Annotated in this window: 16 protein-coding genes and 1 pseudogene; 5 read left to right on the plus strand and 12 right to left on the minus strand. The window is 39.1% G+C overall.

Annotated features, from left to right (window positions below; translation table 11 throughout):
• Positions 1-78: 78 nt before the first annotated feature.
• The 5 genes and pseudogenes from ACESSZ_RS06615 to ACESSZ_RS06635 form a co-directional block, all read right to left on the minus strand.
• Positions 79-864, minus strand: a pseudogene (locus tag ACESSZ_RS06615) (ATP-binding protein); the annotation flags it as partial.
• Positions 865-937: 73 nt separating this feature from the next.
• Positions 938-1,354 (minus strand): 2-thiouracil desulfurase family protein, encoded by a 417-nt coding sequence (locus tag ACESSZ_RS06620; protein WP_499842717.1) that lies wholly within the window; start codon positions 1,352-1,354, stop codon positions 938-940.
• Between the two features lie 69 nt (positions 1,355-1,423).
• Entirely contained in the window at positions 1,424-1,813 is a 390-nt protein-coding gene (locus ACESSZ_RS06625) for a YdcP family protein (protein WP_009319862.1), read from the minus strand.
• A 15-nt stretch (positions 1,814-1,828) separates the two neighbouring features.
• On the minus strand, positions 1,829-2,155 hold the full coding sequence (locus ACESSZ_RS06630) for a YdcP family protein (RefSeq protein ID WP_499842718.1): 327 nt from the start codon (positions 2,153-2,155) through the stop codon (positions 1,829-1,831).
• A gap of 238 nt (positions 2,156-2,393) precedes the next feature.
• The gene (locus ACESSZ_RS06635; RefSeq protein WP_499842719.1) at positions 2,394-5,438 is read right to left on the minus strand and encodes an SrtB-anchored collagen-binding adhesin; all 3,045 of its coding nucleotides are present in this window, start codon (positions 5,436-5,438) and stop codon (positions 2,394-2,396) included.
• A 474-nt stretch (positions 5,439-5,912) separates the two neighbouring features.
• Between ACESSZ_RS06635 and pgeF the strand changes: the two genes are divergently transcribed.
• Positions 5,913-6,677, plus strand: coding sequence for a peptidoglycan editing factor PgeF (gene pgeF / locus ACESSZ_RS06640; RefSeq protein WP_331866877.1), 765 nt, complete (start codon positions 5,913-5,915; stop codon positions 6,675-6,677).
• 107 nt (positions 6,678-6,784) lie between these two features.
• Here the strand turns inward: pgeF and ACESSZ_RS06645 are convergent, their stop codons facing one another.
• On the minus strand, positions 6,785-7,984 hold the full coding sequence (locus tag ACESSZ_RS06645; RefSeq protein ID WP_008689029.1) for a cation diffusion facilitator family transporter: 1,200 nt from the start codon (positions 7,982-7,984) through the stop codon (positions 6,785-6,787).
• A gap of 177 nt (positions 7,985-8,161) precedes the next feature.
• Here ACESSZ_RS06645 and ACESSZ_RS06650 point away from each other — a divergent pair, with 177 nt between their 5' ends.
• Positions 8,162-9,055: a membrane protein gene (locus ACESSZ_RS06650; RefSeq protein ID WP_008689030.1), complete on the plus strand. Its 894-nt coding sequence runs from the start codon at positions 8,162-8,164 to the stop codon at positions 9,053-9,055.
• Positions 9,056-9,124: 69 nt separating this feature from the next.
• Positions 9,125-9,976, plus strand: a complete 852-nt coding sequence (locus tag ACESSZ_RS06655; RefSeq protein WP_331866878.1) for an NAD(P)-dependent oxidoreductase — start codon at positions 9,125-9,127, stop codon at positions 9,974-9,976.
• 69 nt (positions 9,977-10,045) lie between these two features.
• Here the strand turns inward: ACESSZ_RS06655 and ACESSZ_RS06660 are convergent, their stop codons facing one another.
• The 3 genes from ACESSZ_RS06660 to ACESSZ_RS06670 form a co-directional block, all read right to left on the minus strand.
• Positions 10,046-11,206 carry an iron-containing alcohol dehydrogenase gene (locus ACESSZ_RS06660; protein WP_120136560.1) on the minus strand — a complete coding sequence of 387 codons (1,161 nt, stop codon included), beginning with the start codon at positions 11,204-11,206 and terminating at the stop codon, positions 10,046-10,048.
• 90 nt (positions 11,207-11,296) lie between these two features.
• The gene (locus ACESSZ_RS06665; RefSeq protein WP_020991168.1) at positions 11,297-12,040 is read right to left on the minus strand and encodes a copper homeostasis protein CutC; all 744 of its coding nucleotides are present in this window, start codon (positions 12,038-12,040) and stop codon (positions 11,297-11,299) included.
• Between the two features lie 121 nt (positions 12,041-12,161).
• On the minus strand, positions 12,162-12,542 hold the full coding sequence (locus ACESSZ_RS06670; RefSeq protein WP_008689034.1) for a desulfoferrodoxin family protein: 381 nt from the start codon (positions 12,540-12,542) through the stop codon (positions 12,162-12,164).
• Positions 12,543-12,776: 234 nt separating this feature from the next.
• On the opposite strand from ACESSZ_RS06670, the gene ACESSZ_RS06675 reads away from it, so the two are divergent.
• Positions 12,777-13,658, plus strand: a complete 882-nt coding sequence (locus tag ACESSZ_RS06675) for an RluA family pseudouridine synthase (RefSeq protein ID WP_120136559.1) — start codon at positions 12,777-12,779, stop codon at positions 13,656-13,658.
• A 31-nt stretch (positions 13,659-13,689) separates the two neighbouring features.
• Here the strand turns inward: ACESSZ_RS06675 and ACESSZ_RS06680 are convergent, their stop codons facing one another.
• Positions 13,690-14,994, minus strand: coding sequence for a sensor domain-containing diguanylate cyclase (locus tag ACESSZ_RS06680; protein WP_499842720.1), 1,305 nt, complete (start codon positions 14,992-14,994; stop codon positions 13,690-13,692).
• Positions 14,995-15,273: 279 nt separating this feature from the next.
• Between ACESSZ_RS06680 and ACESSZ_RS06685 the strand changes: the two genes are divergently transcribed.
• Complete coding sequence (locus ACESSZ_RS06685) at positions 15,274-16,599, plus strand: class II D-tagatose-bisphosphate aldolase, non-catalytic subunit (RefSeq protein ID WP_008689039.1); 1,326 nt, start codon at positions 15,274-15,276, stop codon at positions 16,597-16,599.
• A gap of 69 nt (positions 16,600-16,668) precedes the next feature.
• On the opposite strand, the gene ACESSZ_RS06690 is transcribed toward ACESSZ_RS06685, so the two are convergent.
• Positions 16,669-18,083, minus strand: a protein-coding gene (locus ACESSZ_RS06690) for an IS3 family transposase (RefSeq protein ID WP_499842721.1) whose coding sequence is annotated in 2 segments (ribosomal slippage) — positions 16,669-17,568 and positions 17,571-18,083 — 1,413 coding nt in all. Because the reading frame shifts where the segments join, the coding sequence is not laid out codon by codon here.
• 100 nt (positions 18,084-18,183) lie between these two features.
• Entirely contained in the window at positions 18,184-18,972 is a 789-nt protein-coding gene (locus ACESSZ_RS06695) for a nucleoside phosphorylase (RefSeq protein ID WP_132223823.1), read from the minus strand.
• Between the last annotated feature and the right edge of the window lie 21 nt (positions 18,973-18,993).

An 18,993-nucleotide genomic window follows, 5' to 3' on the forward strand; every position in this document is an offset into this window, starting at 1 on the left:
TTCGCGTGTTCAGTTCTCCAACACAATTTTAATTGATTGTGCAGTGTCTACTCTTTTCAAGTAGAAACGTCTCGCACCGTTCTTCGGGTCTAAGATGTAAAGGACAGCGTTAGTATGCAGTAAGGCTTCAATGAGCGTCAGCAGAAAATACGTTTTACCGCCACCAGTCCCACCAGCAATCAGAGCGTGAGGGAGTGCGTCATATTCCCAGACAAGATTTTTCATCAGTCTAAGACAGCCGTTTTCTGCCCGTACTTCATCAATGGTAATGCGGTTCGCTATCATATCATAAAGCAGGGTATATTCGATATAACCGTCATGTAAGGTCTTGTCGGTCAGTTCGCAATACAAGCCACTTTCCAATTTATCCTCTAACCGTAAAAGCTGGTCTTGATATTTCCCCAGCGTAATTTCACAGCGGATATGAAGCAGTCCCTTTTCCATTTGATAATAAATCTTTGGAAACCAGACGATTTTTTCCCTTGATCTGCTTTGCAGGTCAGTAAAAAAACCGCTGTCTTGTACGGTATCAGCTTCATACCACTTATTTTCCAGTACCATTCTTGCCAGCTTTTGACGGTGCAGGAGCTTCTTGAAACCGTCGTAACAAAAGCGGTAATATAGAAAAGCGACCAATGCACAAACACCAGTCGCTATCAGTATGGTTATGAAGTTGTAAGGGGAAAGCGCCAAGCCGTTCTCTAACAAGCTGAAATGCTCCCAATCGGTACACATGAGCTGTTTGATATTGAGTAACAAGAGAACCGCCACGAATACAAACAGAAGCGTCCCTATGGAAAAATGATAGACAAGGTGTTTGTCGCTGGCTCTGATACGGTGTCCTTTGTTCCAAATCTTACGCATAAATCAATCACTCCTTTCTGGGTATGAAAAAAACAGTCAATCCTAAGACTAACTGCTTTTTCATTACTATTCATTAAAAATCTTCTGAGTCCAACCCTTTATATCCAGCCTCAATTAACGCTTGTGCAAACAGACCTTGACCTTTTATCAATTTTCCCGTAAAACTACCATCATAAATATTTTTGACTGCACAAGTTGGGCTTCTTGATTGCAGAATAACTAAGTCTATTTCCACACTTTTTATTTCATTTAAAGCCAACTGTACCGCATGACGATATTCCTCATCAACAATATTTCCATTTATATCCATGACAATACCATTTACTATTTCCGCACTAGGACGTGGTGTAGGCATATTCGCTAATAATTCTGGACAAATCTCGATAACCTCTTTGTCTTTTAGAAACTCTACAACTTTCGGATTGAGATTATTCCCACCGTTATATTTGCAGTTTTTTCCCATGATACATGAACTAACTAATACTTTCATAGATAAGCACCTCACAATTTATCCTAATTATATCATTCAACGAATTACCTCACAATAAAAATCTAATCTCTAATTTTGTTTTTTCGGCTGTCCCTGCGTGTTATTATTCTGTGGATTGCCTGCGTTCTGGTTGCCTTTATTCTTCAAGACAATATCCTCTGCCTTTACATACCAGTCCACATCTGCACCACCAAACGTCTTTCTTGATACCGTATCGGCTACGGGATTGACAAGCTCCACGACTGCATTGTAAGGAAATTCCCTTAACGGTACTTCTGGCGGTACAGACACGGGGATAATTCCACCATGCAGACTGCACTTCAAATCATAGATACGCTTTTTAAGCTGGGTACTCGGTGTTCCGTCCTCATTCTGCAAGAACACATCACGCACCGCTGTAAATTTTAATTCTCCAAATGTTTTCTCTTTGTCAATAACAAAACCGTTTGATAATCTCATAAATTCTTCACTCCTTTACTTTTCTTCAACTGCTATAATATCATCAGCAACTAACACATAATCGGTATGTCCCATATCCCCGATTGCGTAACCTCTGCCGTATAACTTCGGATTGACAAGTTTTACTTTCTGCTCATACTTGAACTTCTTTTCGCCTGCCTGCACGGGAATTTCTACGACAACATTTTCGCCTTTCTGTACGTTAGAATAAAGGTTATAGCTTCGTCTGGCTAAGACCCTGCGGTTATTTTTATCTCTTTCAAAGACTGGCTCACTTTCGCCTGCAAATTCAAGAGTTCCAAAAGACTGTGCCATATCTGGCACGACATATTTCATTTCCATATTGTTTTACCTCGTTTCTTTCTATATTTGATAAGTTTTTTGATTGTGATTTCTTATTCTGGCGGTTTGGGAAGTACCAGCAATCCCCCAGATAGTAAAGGGTAAAATCAATGCTTACGCACCCTTGACTATCCGTGTTCTTGCAGGTTGTAGGCAGACAAGCCAGAATAAGCGGAAGTCTGCCGTTTGACCGCTTCGGCGGAGAGCGTGATTTTTCTTTCTTCATACCGTTACTGCCTTATGATTTCTTCATTTTACGGCGTTTGTAGAAGAAGATACCTGCCAGCCCAGCACCAGAAGTCATAAGAAGTGCAAGCAGTCCGTAAAGGTTGGTGTTATCGCCCGTTTTGGGACTGTCGCTAGGTCTGTTAGGCTTTTCTGGTGTCGGTGGCGTTTCGGGTTTTTCTGGTTCTTCTGACTTTTCCTTAAAGGTAATCGTCTGTCCCTTATCCTCAATATCCTTATGCTCGGTAACTTTCTTCGGCTCGTCTGGATTGCTCAAATCATATAATTCTTCAAAAGTTACAAGCTGTTTGCCGTCAAGAGAAGTAGCGTCAAACGTAAAAGCAACTTCCACTTTCATAGTTTCGCTGTCAGCGGTAAACGTATAATCGCTTTCCACACGCTTTCCATTGATAAGAAGTTCTGCATTTTCTTCTTTCAACATCTGCCAGCCCACAAGTTTGTACTGTGTACCGATTTCTAAGCCCTCTAAGGTTACGGTATCAATGATTGTAACGTCTTTTCCTGCTTCAAGCTCTTTGTTGCCGTCCTTATCGGTAGCGGTCGTATGTATCTTGATGATACGCTCTGTGATAAGTACCGTTTGCCCGTCGTCCTCAATGTCTTTGTGTTCTGCAACTTTTACGGGTTCGTCTGGATTGCTTAAATCATACAATTCTTCAAAGGTAACAAGGTTTTTGCCACCTAAAGCAGACGCATTGAATGTATAGGAAATTTCCACTTTCATTTCCTCATCATCAGCGACAAAGGTATAATCGTTTTCTACACGTTTCCCGTCAATAAGAAGTTCTGCGTTTTCTTCCTTTAACATCTGCCAGCCTTTGAGCTGATATTTTGTGCCTTTTGTAAGTCCGTCCAATTTTACAGTATCAACAATCGTAATCTCTTTTCCTGCAAGGATAGTTTTTTCGCCGTCCTTGCTGGTCGCTGTGGTATGGATAGAAATTTCTTTTTCGTATTCATCAGTCAGCGTTCCTAAATCAATCACAAGGTTATTTCTTGATACCACGATTTCAAAAGGTGGGATAAGTTCAAAGCCTTTGTTACTATCAGAGCGTAATTCTTCAATGATGTAGGTATCATAAGGTAATGCACCCTTGCTGTCGTCTGGTTCAGAAGTTCCAAACCATACACCGTCCTCGCTTGTCTTGCCTGCGTTAGTATTGTGCTTATGTGAAGCCCATTCAGAAGAAGTGGAGAACTGCCCGTTATCATCAGTTACCACAACATGATTTTCGCCCGTTGTCTTGCTTGTGATCCTAAAGGGAACATCAGCAAGACGCTTGTGTGTGCCTGCACCGATTTTTACACCCTCAATATCTCCACGCTTAATCTGATTATAGATAGAATGGGCTTCGTCTGTTAAGTCCACGATTTTTCCATTTTCTGTGATTGTAAAATCAATCGGTTTTGCACCGTCAGTTAAGTAACCGTCGGGAGCTTCACTCTCAACGATACGGAATTTTCCATAAGGTAAGAGGTCAACAGAAGTAGAAGCGACACCCTCAATATCTGTACGAATTGTTTTTACCACTTCATTTTTCTTGTATAGCTTGCCCTCAACCAAAACAGAATTATCATTTAAGGAAATGATGTCAAAAGCAGTATCTTTCAAGGTTGCACTTCCTTGTGGCTTTGTATCGCCCGTTTCTAAATCTCGTTTCTGAATTTTGACACCGCCACGGATAACCTTGTCTGATACGGAAAACTGGTTACTTCCAGATAATACGGCAAGGTCGCCGTCCTTGGTAATCTGTGTAAGGTATAAGCCTTTTATCTGTTCGGACTTATCGCCAGCCTGCATATATGCACCCTCTAACAAGTAGCCGTTTGGAGCTTTTGTTTCTTCTACGGTTAGCGTTCCAAGTGGAAGAACCGCCTTGCCGTCCTGCATATAGAAGCTGTCGCCAGATACCTTGTATGCGTCCGCTAATTTTGTGATGTAATGAGTTGTCCCGTCGCTGTCTGTTTCAGCGATTATCTTTGTAACCCATGTACGAGTAGCTTCGGCAGGGAGATTGTCTTTATTATAGAAACCAGCATAATACTTCCATGTAAATTCCGCACCTGCTAAAGAAGCGTTCCCTTGCGGATTGTCTTTCTGTGTTTCCATATCTATCTTGAAAAGCTCAATCAAAGTGTCTGTTACTTTCGGTGTATCTGATACTTTCAAAGTCGCTGTTTTTCCAGCTTCAACCTTTAAGGAATATACAGTTTTATCTACTTTATATCCTGCTGGTGCGGATAATTCCTTGATATAGACTGTGCCAGCCGTTACCTCTGCAACGTCCGTATTTCCGTTTTCATCAGTCGTAAGGGTGGCAAGCTGTTTCGTGCAGTCCTTATCAGCAAAGACACCGTATGTCGCACCAGCGATAGCGTAATTCCCGTTACCGTCGGTAATGCTGGTATTACTGGAAGTCTTTTGCAGTTTCGCATTTCCGACATTCAGTTTCGCCCAGAATTGTCCCAATTCCTGCCCCTCGCCAGAGTAGATATAACCGCCACATTCATAACGTCCTTTATTTTCTTTGACAAAGGCTCTTGCACCAGCGAAAACTTCGTCCTGCGTAGCCTTTGGTATTTCATCATAAGAAGCTCGCACGTTATCACATTGCCAGCCAAGATGTACGCTCAATCTCTGCCAGACGACACATTGTTCCAGCAGATAGACTTGCTTGTAGTTCAGTTCCTTGTGAGCTTCGCCATACTGTTTGACATACTCTAAGGATAACGCCACATCTGAAATCTGGTCGGCACTCATGCGTGAGCTTGCGTCAGCTCTGGTCTTGTAGCCATTCTTAAAATCTGTATTGATGTCGATACAATAGGCAGTTTCGCCCTCGACTTTCATATAGCCCTCATTGAATGTCGAACCGATAGAACCGTCATTCATTACTTTTTCAATGATACCGACACGCTCTGCACTTTCCGTCCAGTATTGCTTACTTTCTGCATGGACGGGTGTAGTCGGTAAAGCAGTAACGACAGTTGCAAGAGCTAAGAAGCCCGTACACAATCGTTTCCATGTCTTTTTCATAAATCTATTGCTCCTTTCATTTTTGGTAATAAAATAGCCGTCCATAATGAACGGCTGGAAATAGAAAAGGAACGTCATGTTAGGCGTTCCATAGTCTATGAAATATTTAATTTTTTTACTGATGTGTTACTCATCAAAATCTCAAATTGAGGTTATTTGACACCAATTTTGACACCAATTTTTTGTATATTGACGATTTTTGATGAAATGTGATAAATTGATAAAACCCGTGAAAAGCTTGTAAATAGGCACTTTACGGCACTCTATGAACTAAGACAAAAGCTACGCTGTAATAACAAGGGTTTAGTGCTAATTTCCTAAAAATCCTTTGCCATATGCCTCCTTTCTTAGAGGCAAAGGCGTTTGCATTTTAAAAAAAGCATGCTATACTTTCGCTGTATGTAATTCTATTATGAAAATAAGAAAGTTTTCTTATCAAAATCGTATACTATAGAGAAGAAAGAGAAGGTTATTATGAATAAAATAATATGGAAAGATAATGAAGATATCGTAGCTGGAACAACGCTGCGTGATGTTCAAGTAAAAGAAGACAACAATATGGCTTTACATGTGGGAGGAAACCTGACTGATGTAATTGCGAATCGCCAAGGATTAAGCGAGGATCTTGATATTTCTCTAAATCAATGGGTATTTGCACAGCAGACCCATAGTGATCATATGCATGAAGTAACAAAGGCAGATGCAGGAAAGGGCAGCTTGCTTTATGTGGATGGTATTGCGGATTGTGATGCTTTATATACAAAAGAAAGTCATATTGCCCTTGGTGTTTTTCATGCCGACTGTGTACCGGTGCTGTTGTATGATCCATTCACCCACCTAATTGCGGCGATTCATAGTGGATGGCAAGGTACCGTAAAAGAAATCACACGAAAAAGTGTTGCCTATTTGCTCGCACAGGAAGGGGTACAGCCTGCCCATCTGCATGCCTACATCGGTCCTGCCATTAACTATCATAGCTTTGAGGTAGGTCAAGATGTCATTGAAAAAGTGCAGCAGATGAGCTTTGATACATCCGCTTATATCACCTATTTGCAAAATGGCAAGGCATTGGTAAACAACAAAGGATTAAATAAAGCCATGCTGTTACAGCTAGGTGTTCCCGAAGAACAAATAACGGTAAATAAAAACGATACCTTTCAGCCAAATGAAGCGCTGTTCAGCTATCGCAGAGATCATGACTGTGGCAGACATCTTAGCTTTATTATGATGAAACGTTAAATTAAAAGAAACAAAACCAGCCTTTACTTTCACTGAAAGTTCTGACTGGTTTTTTTTAAATGGATATTTTCTAACAATTGCTTTCTAGCTGTACCACTTTCTGACAACTATTCTTGGGCAGCCTCTGTTTTCGATTGACTGGTATAGGCACGATCAAAGGTCACAACCAAATAATAGGTATGCCCTTTCGCACTTACTTTTTCCGATAACATATCTAAGATGGTCTGGTTGCTCATCTTCACATGGAAAGGTACAACAACATCAAAAATTAAATTGGTGTGGGTTTCTCCAGGTACGATGCGGAAATCATGGATGGTTAGATCTTCATGTATCTCCTTTACAGATGTACGAATGTAATCACGCAATTCATTCGTTAAAGGATCATCAATATTGATGGGATCCATATGCAATACCATTTCCAATCCCATATTGTCTTTAAAATCACGCTCGATGTTATCAATCATATCATGGGACTTTAAGACATCTACTTTACAATCCACCTCTACATGAGCACTGGCAAAAGTGTTATGTGAGCCATAGTCATGGATCATCAAATCATGCATACCTAATACGCCCTCATAACTCATAATCTTTTGCTGAATCTTTTCTACCAAATCTTCACTAGGGGCCTGGCCTAACAATTCATCAAGAGCCTGTTTAATAATACCGGTTCCGGCAAATAGAATGAAAAAGGCAACGATTATGCCCATATAACCATCCAGGTTAAAATGGATCAAAGGAGAAATAATAGAAGATAATAAAACCGCTCCGGTTGCCATAACATCACTGATACTGTCAGCTGCTGTAGCTTCCATGATGCTAGATTGCAGCAATCTGCCATATTTTTTATTATAGGAATACATCCACAGTTTCACCGAGATGGAAAACACCAAGATAACTAAAGACAGCCAGGAAAAGACGACTGCTTCCGGATGTAAAATCTTATCTAAACTTGTTTTAATTAATTCAAAGCCCAACAATAAAATCAGACAAGCCACCACCATGCTGGCAATACACTCATAGCGTGCATGCCCAAAAGGATGTTTCTCATCAGCCGGTTTGCTGGATAACTTAAAACTAATCAAAGAAATCACAGAGCTTCCGGCATCCGACAGGTTGTTGATTGCATCGGCTGTGATAGAAACACTATGTGCTAAAGTACCGGCGATAAACTTAAAGACAAATAAAAGAATATTATTGGCGATGCCTACCGTGCTTGTTAGATTTCCATAGGCACGACGAACCTTTTCATTTTCGATATTCTCATGATCTGGTATCATTTTTTTTGCTAATAATGCTATCATCATATCACCCTTTTTGTTTTCTGAGTTTATAGTTTACCATATTTTATGAAAAACGCAAAGTCCCCTTCTTATTTCCTAAAGGTTTCCTGCAAAAGAGCATGTGGTAATTGCGATTTGTATCTAACGTTGTTTCCCTCATGTTTTTTTCATGAACATCATACGATAGAATAGGTGATGTACATGAAGAAACTCCTGCTTCCCTTCCTCTTATTTAGTTTCCTTATCACACTTTGCTTTGGCTCCTTGACCCTGCAATATGCACAACAAGGATTGACGATCTGGTTTGAAAAGTTGGTTCCCTCGATGTTTGTTACAATGGTACTGGTGAAATTTTTATATCACACACATGCCTTTGCTTTAGTTCCACTGCCTTTTCTTCCGACTTTGCTGAACATGAACAAAGCCGGTGTACAGCTGGTTCTTTGTACAATGCTGCTAGGTTTTCCCACCGGCTCACTGTTAATTGATGAAGCATATCACGAGCATACGTTATCCTTACCACAGGCACAGCGTTTGTTATATACCTGCTGTTTTGCAACTCCTGGTTTTGTCATTATGACTTGTGGTGTAGTATTTTATCATTCGGTAAAGATCGGTATTTTACTTTATGCAGCACAGTTATTCGCTGGCCTTTTTTTATTGTTTTTTACCCGTAAGCAAAGTGTTCAGGCAGCCTTGTCCCCTAGTGCTGCACAGCCCATGATGAAACAGTTGTCTATAGCTGTCAAAGAAAGCGGTCTGTCCTTATATATGATTGGTGGCTACCTCATGTTATTTCTAAGCATCAGCGGGGTGCTGCTCTCCTTTTTACCCGAAGCTGTTGCACTGCCTTTGCGTATCAGTGCTGAATTTTCCAGTGGAGCTGTCTTACTCCAAAGTCTTCCTTATGCTCCCATACTAATCCAACTGCTGCTCTGTGTGCTATTGTCCTTTGGCGGTTTCTGCGTCCATATGCAGATTTTTTCTATGGTTGAGCATGTTCCTCTATCCTATGGCAAATTTTTATTGTTCCGTTTGCTGCAAGCCCTTTTTTCCTGCTTGTCCTTTTATATGCTGCAGATGTTGTTTTTATGATGTGCAAGTATTCGCATCTTTGCTTTCAAAAGCTGATACGTTATAATAAGAAGCAAGGAAGGTGATTATATGAAAATTGCTTGGATTGGTACCGGAGTCATGGGAAAAAGCATGCTGCTGCACCTTGTGCATGGCGGACATAGTGTTTCTGCATACAATCGTACCAAAGCGAAAGCATTGGATCTAGCCAAGGATGGTGTAAAGGTTTGTGACAGCATTGAAGAATGTGTGAGCGATGCAGAGCTTGTGTGTACCATGGTTGGCTATCCAAAAGATGTTGCGGAGGTTTATCAAAAAATCTTTTCGGCAGTACAAGCTGGTACTATCTTGATTGATTTTACAACCAGTTCTCCAAAGCTTGCACAACAGCTCTACAAAGAAGCTAAGAACCATGGTTTAGATATCTTGGATGCTCCTGTTTCCGGTGGAGATAGTGGAGCAAAAGCTGCCACTTTATCTATCATGGTTGGTGGAGATAAAAAAATATTTGAAACAGTTACGCCAGTTTTATCCCTACTTGGCAATAGTTTGCATTATATGGGAGAGGCTGGTAGTGGTCAGCATACAAAAGCCTGCAATCAAATCGCTGTTGCTGGTGCAGTCGCAGCCATGAGTGAAGCTATTGTTTATGCTGAACAAAATCATTTGGATGTAGAAACCATGTTAGAAGCAATCAAGGGTGGCGCTGCTGGAAGTTGGCAAATCGCCAATACCGCACCACGTGTCTTGCGAAAGGATTTTGCTCCTGGTTTTTATATCCATCATTTCATTAAAGACATGCATATCGTTCAAGAAGAAATGGCTGGCAAAGTTAATTTACCAATGCTGAATACAGTATGTGAGATGTATGAAGAATTAGCAAAAACCGAAGGAAACAATGGTACACAGGCTCTGGTTCATTATTATCGTACAGAGAAATAAACTATCAAAAGTCGCAAAAAGGTCAGAAGTTCTGACCTTTTTTATGCTTGCCATTTTACTGTTTCTTTTTTAAAGTGCTTTTTGATAAATAGCTTTAACATCCTCTTTGGTTAATGGTACAAAAGCAGCTTCTAATCCAGCACATGCTTTCTCTGCCATTACATCAAAGTAGCGATCATCCACAATGCCAACTTCGCGCAATGTTGTAGGAATGCCCATAGCTACAAAATATTCTCTGGTTTTTTGAATTGCCTGATGAGCAATCGTATAAGCATCTTCATCCTTTGACAGGTTCCAAACGTTGACACCGAATTCTTTAAACTTTTCTACAGTATTATCATTCAATACATGTTCCATCCAATGTGGTGTCAAAATAGCTAACCCTACGCCATGCGTAATATCGTAGTAAGCACTCAACTGGTGTTCCATAGGATGTACGCTCCATTCAACAGCCTTGCCCAGCTTGATGAAATTGTTAATTGCCCAACTGCTTGCCCACATCAAGTTCGCTCTGGCTTCATAATCATCAGGTTTAGCGATTGCCTTCACACCAAATTCAATACAGGTCTTTAACAAACCTTCCGCCATACGATCCTGCATATATCCTTGCACATTTGAGAAATAGCATTCCATGATATGTGACATGATATCAGCTGTTCCGGCAGCTGTTTGATAAGCCGGAACACTAAAGGTATAGGTTGGATCTAGAATAGATGCTTTCGGACGCATATCTTCATGAGAAGTACCAATCTTATCATTGCTGTCCATATCGCTAATGACGGCAAAGGTATCCATCTCAGAGCCGGTAGCAGCTAATGTTAGAATGCTAACAATTGGTAAGACACTGACAACTTTGCTTGGATCTAAAACAATATCCCAAGCATCACCGCTATAGCTTGTTGCTGCAGCAATGACCTTTGCACAATCAATCGTAGAACCTCCACCGATTGGCAATACGACTTCAATATTTTCCTTACGGCATATTTCTACACCCTTACGTACGGTTGTAATACGTGGATTAGGTTCTACTCCTGCTAATTCAAAATACGTAATTCCGTTTTCTTTAAAAATAGCTGTAACATCATCATAAATACCATTGCGCTTAATACTGCCGCCACCATATACCAGCAATACACGCTTTCCATACTGTGAAACAATATCACCGATTTGTTTCACCTGTCCTTTACCAAAATAAATGGTCGTAGGTATTGTATACGTAAAATTTTCCATGTTTATCCTTCTCCTTTTTTCTTATTATACACCTCAACATCTCATCACTTCTATAGCTTTGACTATTTTATAAGAAATTTATGTATGCCTTTACATCATGGCTTTTCGCAAAGCGCGTACACGTTCTTCACTAACCACATCATAAGCCATTTCATGAGGTGCTGCAGCATAGGCATAGCTCACCTGCTTGCCGATAGTTGTAGGATCATTTTTCCATACCTTGCAAGAAGAGTGCAGCTGCTGAACCTTCGTTATCTCAATCAGATCTTTGGCATTCATTTCATTAACTCCGCAGCCTGCCAAGATTTCCATCTGAGAACCATAGGTTTTTTGTAGATGGGCCAGCATCTCACTTCCTTTTTCTACATTCGGCTGTCCTCCACTAGTCAATACGCGATCCACCCCTAAAGATATCAATTTCTCCATAGCCCCATCCATATCTTTCACACAATCAAAGGCTCGATGAAAAACCGCACATTTGCCATAGGAATGGATCAAATCACACATGATACGAACAGCTTCTTCATCGATAGTTGCATCTTCCTTTAAATAACCAAAAGCCAAGCCATCCGCCCCATGTTCCAATAAAAGGGCTGCATCTTCTAACATAACTTTTTTCTCTGTTTCATTATAACAAAAACCTGCTCCACGTCCTCTTACCATGGCAATGATTGGGATTTGGCAATCACGTTTAGCCATGATTAAAGATGCCAGTGAAGGGGTTAATCCTCCCATATGTAAAGCCGAATTTAATTCAGCACGATCGGCACCACCGCGTTGAGCCGCACATACATCTTCATAACTGCCACAGCAGATTTCCAGCTTATAGCCCATATTCATATTCCTCCTGTCAATACAAGTGTATTGTATCGCAGGTGAGAAAGTGAATGCAAGAGCATAAAGAAAAAGACTATGTCCCATAGTCCATTTCTTTCCTATCTTCCTTTTTCGTTAATTATGCCTCAAGGTCTGTTTTCCATAAGCCATGCAGATTACAATATTCGTAAACATGGATTTTGCCTTTATAATCACCTAAAGCAAAAACGGCTTCTGGTTTTTCACCTGGCTTTAAGTTTACTCGATACAAGTTATCACCAAATTCTACTAAGATCATTGTAATGAAGTGTTCAGCTAACATAGGATGTTCCATAGAGCCGACTTTCACATGTAAATTACCATCAACAATTTCAGCTACAGGTACATGTTTCTCTAAAGCTCCATCTGTTGTATTGGCTTTTAATTCTTGCATCTGCTGACCACAGCACATGATTGGAACGCCTTTATCTTCTACTACTTCGACAATATTGCCGCATACTGCACATTTTAATAATTTCATTTTCATTTCCTCCTGTTTTATCGTTGTTTATAATCTTACGTTGTCAGTATTTCCTTAATACGTTGTCAGTATACCATCGTCCTTTTAAAATGAAAAATGATATGCACTAAAAATTTTTTGAATGATGAAGATGGTGTTTGTTTCTTTAAGGACAATCGTTTAAATAAAGTATTTACTCTTTTCATTTTTCCTAATTCATGATACGCTACTTTCAAAAAGATAGGAGTAATCTAAATGAAGATCACAATGAAGTATCATAGTATACAAATCCAAAGCGAACAGGATAGTGATATAGATACACTATTACAAGATCTGCATCAGTCAAAAAAAGCGCGTTATCTCTTATATCAAAACAAGCAATTATATCTCAATGGCTACTTATGCAAACAAAATCAATCGATTACCAAAAATGATGAAGTACAGATTCACTTACCTGATGAGACTTTGTCCTCGATACCGCCAGACTTTACAGAGCTTTCGATTTGTTATGAAGATGAATTATTATTAGCTGTAAATAAGCCAAGTCATCTTTTGGTACATAGCGATGGTGTAGATACATCACATACCTTATGCAATCGTGTACAAGGGTATTATTTGATGCAAGGAATCACTGCACCCGTTCGTCCCTTACATCGCTTAGATAAAGAGACAAGTGGAATCGTTCTGTTTTGTAAAATACCTTTCTTTCAACCATTATTGGATCATATGATGAAAGAAAAACAGATACAACGTGAATATGAAGCTATTGTGGAAGGCAGCATCCATCAGAAAAAACAAACGATCACCTATCCCATCGCCAGAGATCGTCATGATGCCCGAAAAATGCGCGTATCCGCAACAGGAAAACATGCCAAAACAACGATTACTTTACAAAAAAATTATGGAGCCTATTCCTGGATACATGCACGTTTGTTTACTGGTCGCACCCATCAGATACGTGTACATTTGGCTGCCTTAAAACACCCTTTGTTGAGCGATTCTTTATATGGTACACCATCTGATAAAATTCATCGTCTAGCTCTTCATGCCTCATTGTTGACCTTACAGCATCCATTCACAAATAAGAATATACAAGTAACCTGTGAAATGCCCTTGGACATGAAAGACCTGCTTTAAAAAAGCATATCCAACTAAACATACTATACTACTATTTCAACAGCATACAGGCATTATTACGTCCTGCTAGCTTCGATTTATACACACTGCGATCTGCCCGCTTCATCGCATCTTGATAAGTCGTATCATTGGCATAATAATACGCTGCGCCAATACTTGTGGTAACGCGAAACTTCTTACCACTATATGTGAACTGTGCACAGGCAATCACTCTGCGCAAGCGATCAATATACGTATACATATTTTCTTTTGCAATGCCACTGCATAGTAATAAAAATTCATCTCCACCCCATCGGAACAATCGATCACTGCTTCTAATTTCCTGCATGATCAACAAACTAAAACGTTTTAAGACATAATCACCGGCATCATGTCCAAAGGTATCATTATATTCTTTAAACTTATCAATATCGAAAAAGATGATCATATATTGTTCCCTCGTTTCTTGAAAACGTTTAAAGGTATTTAAAAGTGTTACATCGGCACTTCCCCGATTAAAACACCCTGTCAGATCATCACGACTAGCCTTATCTTTTAAGATTTCCTGTTCTGTTATATCATGCAAGGTTCCCAAAACCAGAATACATTTTCCCTCATTATCAATAATAGAATTAAAACTGGTCTCAAAGATAAACTGCATATCCCCATAAGGATTGGTGATATGAATGACGCTGTGATCTTGCTGTTGTTTTTCATGTATATTTTTTAAAAAGTCGTCTAGACGTTCAATTTTTAAGACCTTTTTTAACTCTTTGATTGGAAAGGTTTTATGCGGAACACCAAGTTTTTGGCAAAGTGACTCATTCGCAGAAAACACCTTTTTTCCTACGTCATACTCCCATACAAAAACATTGGCAATGCTCATTAACAGTTCGAATTTTTGTTTATCCTGCAACGCTTTTTGAGCTTGTTCATCTTCATGACGTAATAAACACATCGTCCCTATGATACATTTTTCATAACGACAGGCATGTACTTCATACCAATGCTGACCATTTTTAAAAGGCTTAGCAAAAGTAAAGGTTATTTCATCACAACTTTCTGTTAACAATCGATGAAAGGCATCTAGCATATTTTGACGGTCTTTTCTATTCAACTCCTTAAGGAAAAGGGTAAGAGAGCATCCACTTGGATGCTTTTTAGACCCTTTCTCATCTGTAAAAAATAACATATTACTCATAGGTTCATATCGCCAGCATGTAATCTTACTTAAAGCAAGCATTCGATTGGCGAAACTGCTTACGTTTGGTTTTTGTTCCTCATCATCTGCTCCACAATCCAACTGCTGTATCAAATGCTGTATATTTTGTAAGATTGCCAGTTCTTTTTTATTCACACAAAACACCTCAAATCACAAATGAATCACATTCTTGCATTAGCCCATAGTATAGCAAGGAATTCTATTGAATACAATGCCTTTTCATAGTCTTTACAAAACTAGTGATTTCTCGACAATATCTGACATAACAGGCTTTGCAAGATGCATCTACTTCATTGTATTCATGAAATTTGCATTTTTGAATAAAACTTTTATACAAACTAGCAAGCCGATATGTATCCGTTTACTTTCTTTTTATTCGTGTTATAATTTGAATTAGATAAGGAGGGTTTTATAATGCCAAACGCAAATCCATTAAAACAAATTGTAGTAAAACAGAAAAATGGTCAGCCGGTAGGAATTTATTCTTGCTGCAGTGCGAATGATTATGTCATTGAAGCTGCTTTAGAGGCTGCAAAACGTGATGATTCCTGTGTGCTGATTGAAGCTACCGCAAATCAAGTAGATCAAAATGGTGGTTATACAGGAATGAAGCCTATTGACTTCATGAACTTCGTTATGGAGAAAGCTGATAAAGTAGGCTTGGCAAAAGATCGTGTATTCTTGGGCGGAGATCATTTAGGACCATTGACCTTTGCTTCTAAGCCAGAAAAAGAAGCCATGGCAATGGCTCGTGAATTGGTTCGTTGCTATGTCGCTGCCGGATTCACTAAGATTCATATCGATACCAGCATGAAGGTAGCAGACGATGATCCAAATGTTCGCTTAAGTGATGAAACCATCGCTCGCCGCGGTGCTGAACTTGCACGTGTATGTGAAGATACTTACCAGGAAGTTTTAAAAACCAATCCTGATGCTGTTCGTCCTGTCTATATCGTAGGTAGTGAAGTACCTATTCCTGGCGGTGCTCAGGAAGCAGATGCCGGCATGCAGGTAACACGAGTTGAAGATTTCAAGGCAACGGTTGCAGCATTTGAAGCAGCATTCAAAAAAGAAGGATTGGACGATATCTGGAAGGATGTCATCGCCGTGGTTGTTCAACCAGGTGTAGAAGAAAAAGATGCCGGATGTACGGAATATGATCGCGAGAAAGCAAAAGATTTAATGGCAAGCATTAAAGATTTCCCTAATCTGGTATTTGAAGGACATTCTACCGATTATCAGACAAAATACAAACTACGCGAACTTGTAGAAGATGGTGTTGGCATCTTGAAGGTAGGTCCAGGAATGACCTATGGCATGCGTGAAGCATTGTTTGCATTAGCATATATGGAAGATATGCAGTTCCATGGCAGAGATGATGAAAAATCACATTTTATTGATGTTTTGGAAGAAGCTATGTTAGAAGAACCTAAGAACTGGTGCAAACATTATCATGGTGATGATAACGCATTATGGTTCAAACGTAAATTCAGTTTCTCTGATCGCAGCCGTTATTATATGCCAAATCCTAAGGTTGCAGCAGCGAAAGATAAATTGATTGCTAATCTGCGTAAAGAAGGTATCTCTCTCGCCGCTTTATCACAGTTTATGCCAATTCAGTATACAAAAGTACGTGAAGGTGTTTTAGAAAATGATCCGGAAGCATTGATCAAAGACCGTATCAAAAATACGATTGATGAATATGTTTTTGCATCCCATCAGGAAGAATTATTCAAATAATAACAAAAAAGCAGAAGGCAGCTCACCAAGCGAATTTTGAAGTGCACCCATAAAGTTGGACACAGATTATCACACCCGACTGATTAAGGATTGATTCCTATATTGTATAGGAGTTAATCCTTTTAATTTTACTGTGATTCTTTGTGTATTATAATACTTGATATATTCTTTCATGGCAATACGTAATTCATCTAATGTTTTAAATTCATATTCATGTCCATAAAACATTTCTCGTTTCATAATCCCAAAGAAGTTCTCCATAGGTGAGTTATCAAGACAATTTCCTTTTCGTGACATTGATTGGATAATTCCTTGTTTTTTCAATACTTTATGATAAGGCTGCATTTGGTATTGCCATCCTTGATCGGAATGAAAGATCAATCCTTTCAAGTCTTTATGCGTTTTAAAAGCGTAATTAAGCATTTCTTTCGTTTGTTCATAGTTAGGACTATTTGATATGCTGAACGATATGATTTCACGACTGTGCATATCTAATATGGGCGATAGATATAGCTTGCCGGCTGCGATATGAAATTCGGATATATCGGTTGTCCATTTCTCATCACACTTTGTAGTTGTAAAATCTCTTTCGTAGCATGTCTTATGATTTTCTTCATCCACTACTTTATTTAATAATTGGTTTTTTACGGTTCCGTTTATGGCTCCCTTATAGGATTTGTATTTTGCTTTCGGTGCAATTCCATATAAGCCTAAACGCTTCATCAATCGTTTTACTTTTTTGTGATTGATATGAAATCCTTTATTGGTAAGTTCTAAAGTAATTCTGCGGTATCCATAGCGCCCTTTATGAGTATAGAAGATATCAATGATGTTATTCATTACTTCATCATTTCCGGTATCTTTATCAACTTTAGAAACGGTATAGTAATAAGTTGATCTTGGTATCTTGGATGTTTCAAGAAGAATCTTTAAAGGATATTTCAGCCGTAATTCAAAGACAATCTTTACTCTTTCTTCGATTGTCGATTCTTCCGTGCTTGAACTACAGCTTGCAATTTTTTTAAGTATTCATTCTCCGCTTCTAAATATTGAATACGATCCTCGTTATATTTAACCTTTTCTTTATCATCCATTTCATCATAAGGTTTGATAATTACATTTTTCTTTTTCATAGCAGATGACCTTCCTTTTGTCTTCTCTACTATAACACATCCATGCTTTTTATACGAACAAATCCATTTTTGCAACATACCTCTTGATAATAATCCGTATTCTAAAGCTACAGAGCGTATTGAACAATTATCAATCAGAACCTTATCTATTATTTCCTGTTTCATCATGATTGAATAATAGTTATTTTTATCAGTTCTCAAAATATCAAATCCGTGAAGATCAATGAGACTAACTATATAGTTTACTGCCTCTGATCTGATTTTAAATTCTTTAATTAAAGAGGAAACTGTTTCTCCATTCTTTCTTCTAGCGTATATTTCTATTTTTTGTTCTCTGGTTAACTTTGACATATTAAAATGCACCTCCATAATTTGTATGTCCAAATTATGGGGTGCACTTCATTTGCCTTCTGTTTTTTTATGTGTATCAGAAGAGATGTTTTCCATCCATTCATTTCGTTATTTCTTTATCACTGGATAAGCGTTGTACACAAGAGATACAAGTACGTGTAAAAGCCTCTCGCATTGCATCTGTCACCTTCCATTCCCAAGCGCAATGCTCTGTTTCATGTGAATGAACATCAGAAACCATAAGAATTGCTGCTGTCTGCAAATGCCGGTAATTTCCAATGCTCATAATGGCAGAGGTCTCCATATCAACACCGACACAGCCTTGCCTACGCCATTGCTCTTCTTTTCGCAGGGTTTGACGATAAATAGCATCACAGCTCACAATTGGCTCACTTTTCGCTTGTGGCAATAGATTTTTTAGCTCTTCCCATAAAGGATGCGCAGGATACGCAAAGATGAGATCTTCATAGTAATGATGAGAAGTTCCTTCTTCAGCTAACGCATGGGAAGGGATAAGTATATCACCAACATGGAAAGCAGGATGAAAGGCTCCTATCATGCCTACAGATATAATCGTTTTTACTCCTAGTTCCGCTAACGTTTCCAAAGTATCTGCAGCCTGTGGTGCTCCTCTGCCTCCATCCAAAAAACATGCTTCCATGTTCTTAAAACGATATATTGGGCATGGATTTAAAAAGCGTGGAAATTTGGCGGATAGCTCATCACATTCATAGGTGCGCAAAACATAAGGTATAGCTTTCCCTATGAAGAACAGAATAGCAATTTCCGGCAACTTTTGTATCATCTTTACATCATGGTGAGAACTTTGCATATTACGCTTTGCCGTTATGATGGCATTTGTTGTATCTTCTTTCTTGCACCACGGCATTCTCATTCCTCCTCGGCACTC

This window comes from Eubacterium sp. 3_1_31, from assembly GCF_964249515.1.
Taxonomy (GTDB): Bacteria; Bacillota_I; Bacilli_A; order Erysipelotrichales; family Erysipelotrichaceae; genus Longicatena; species Longicatena caecimuris.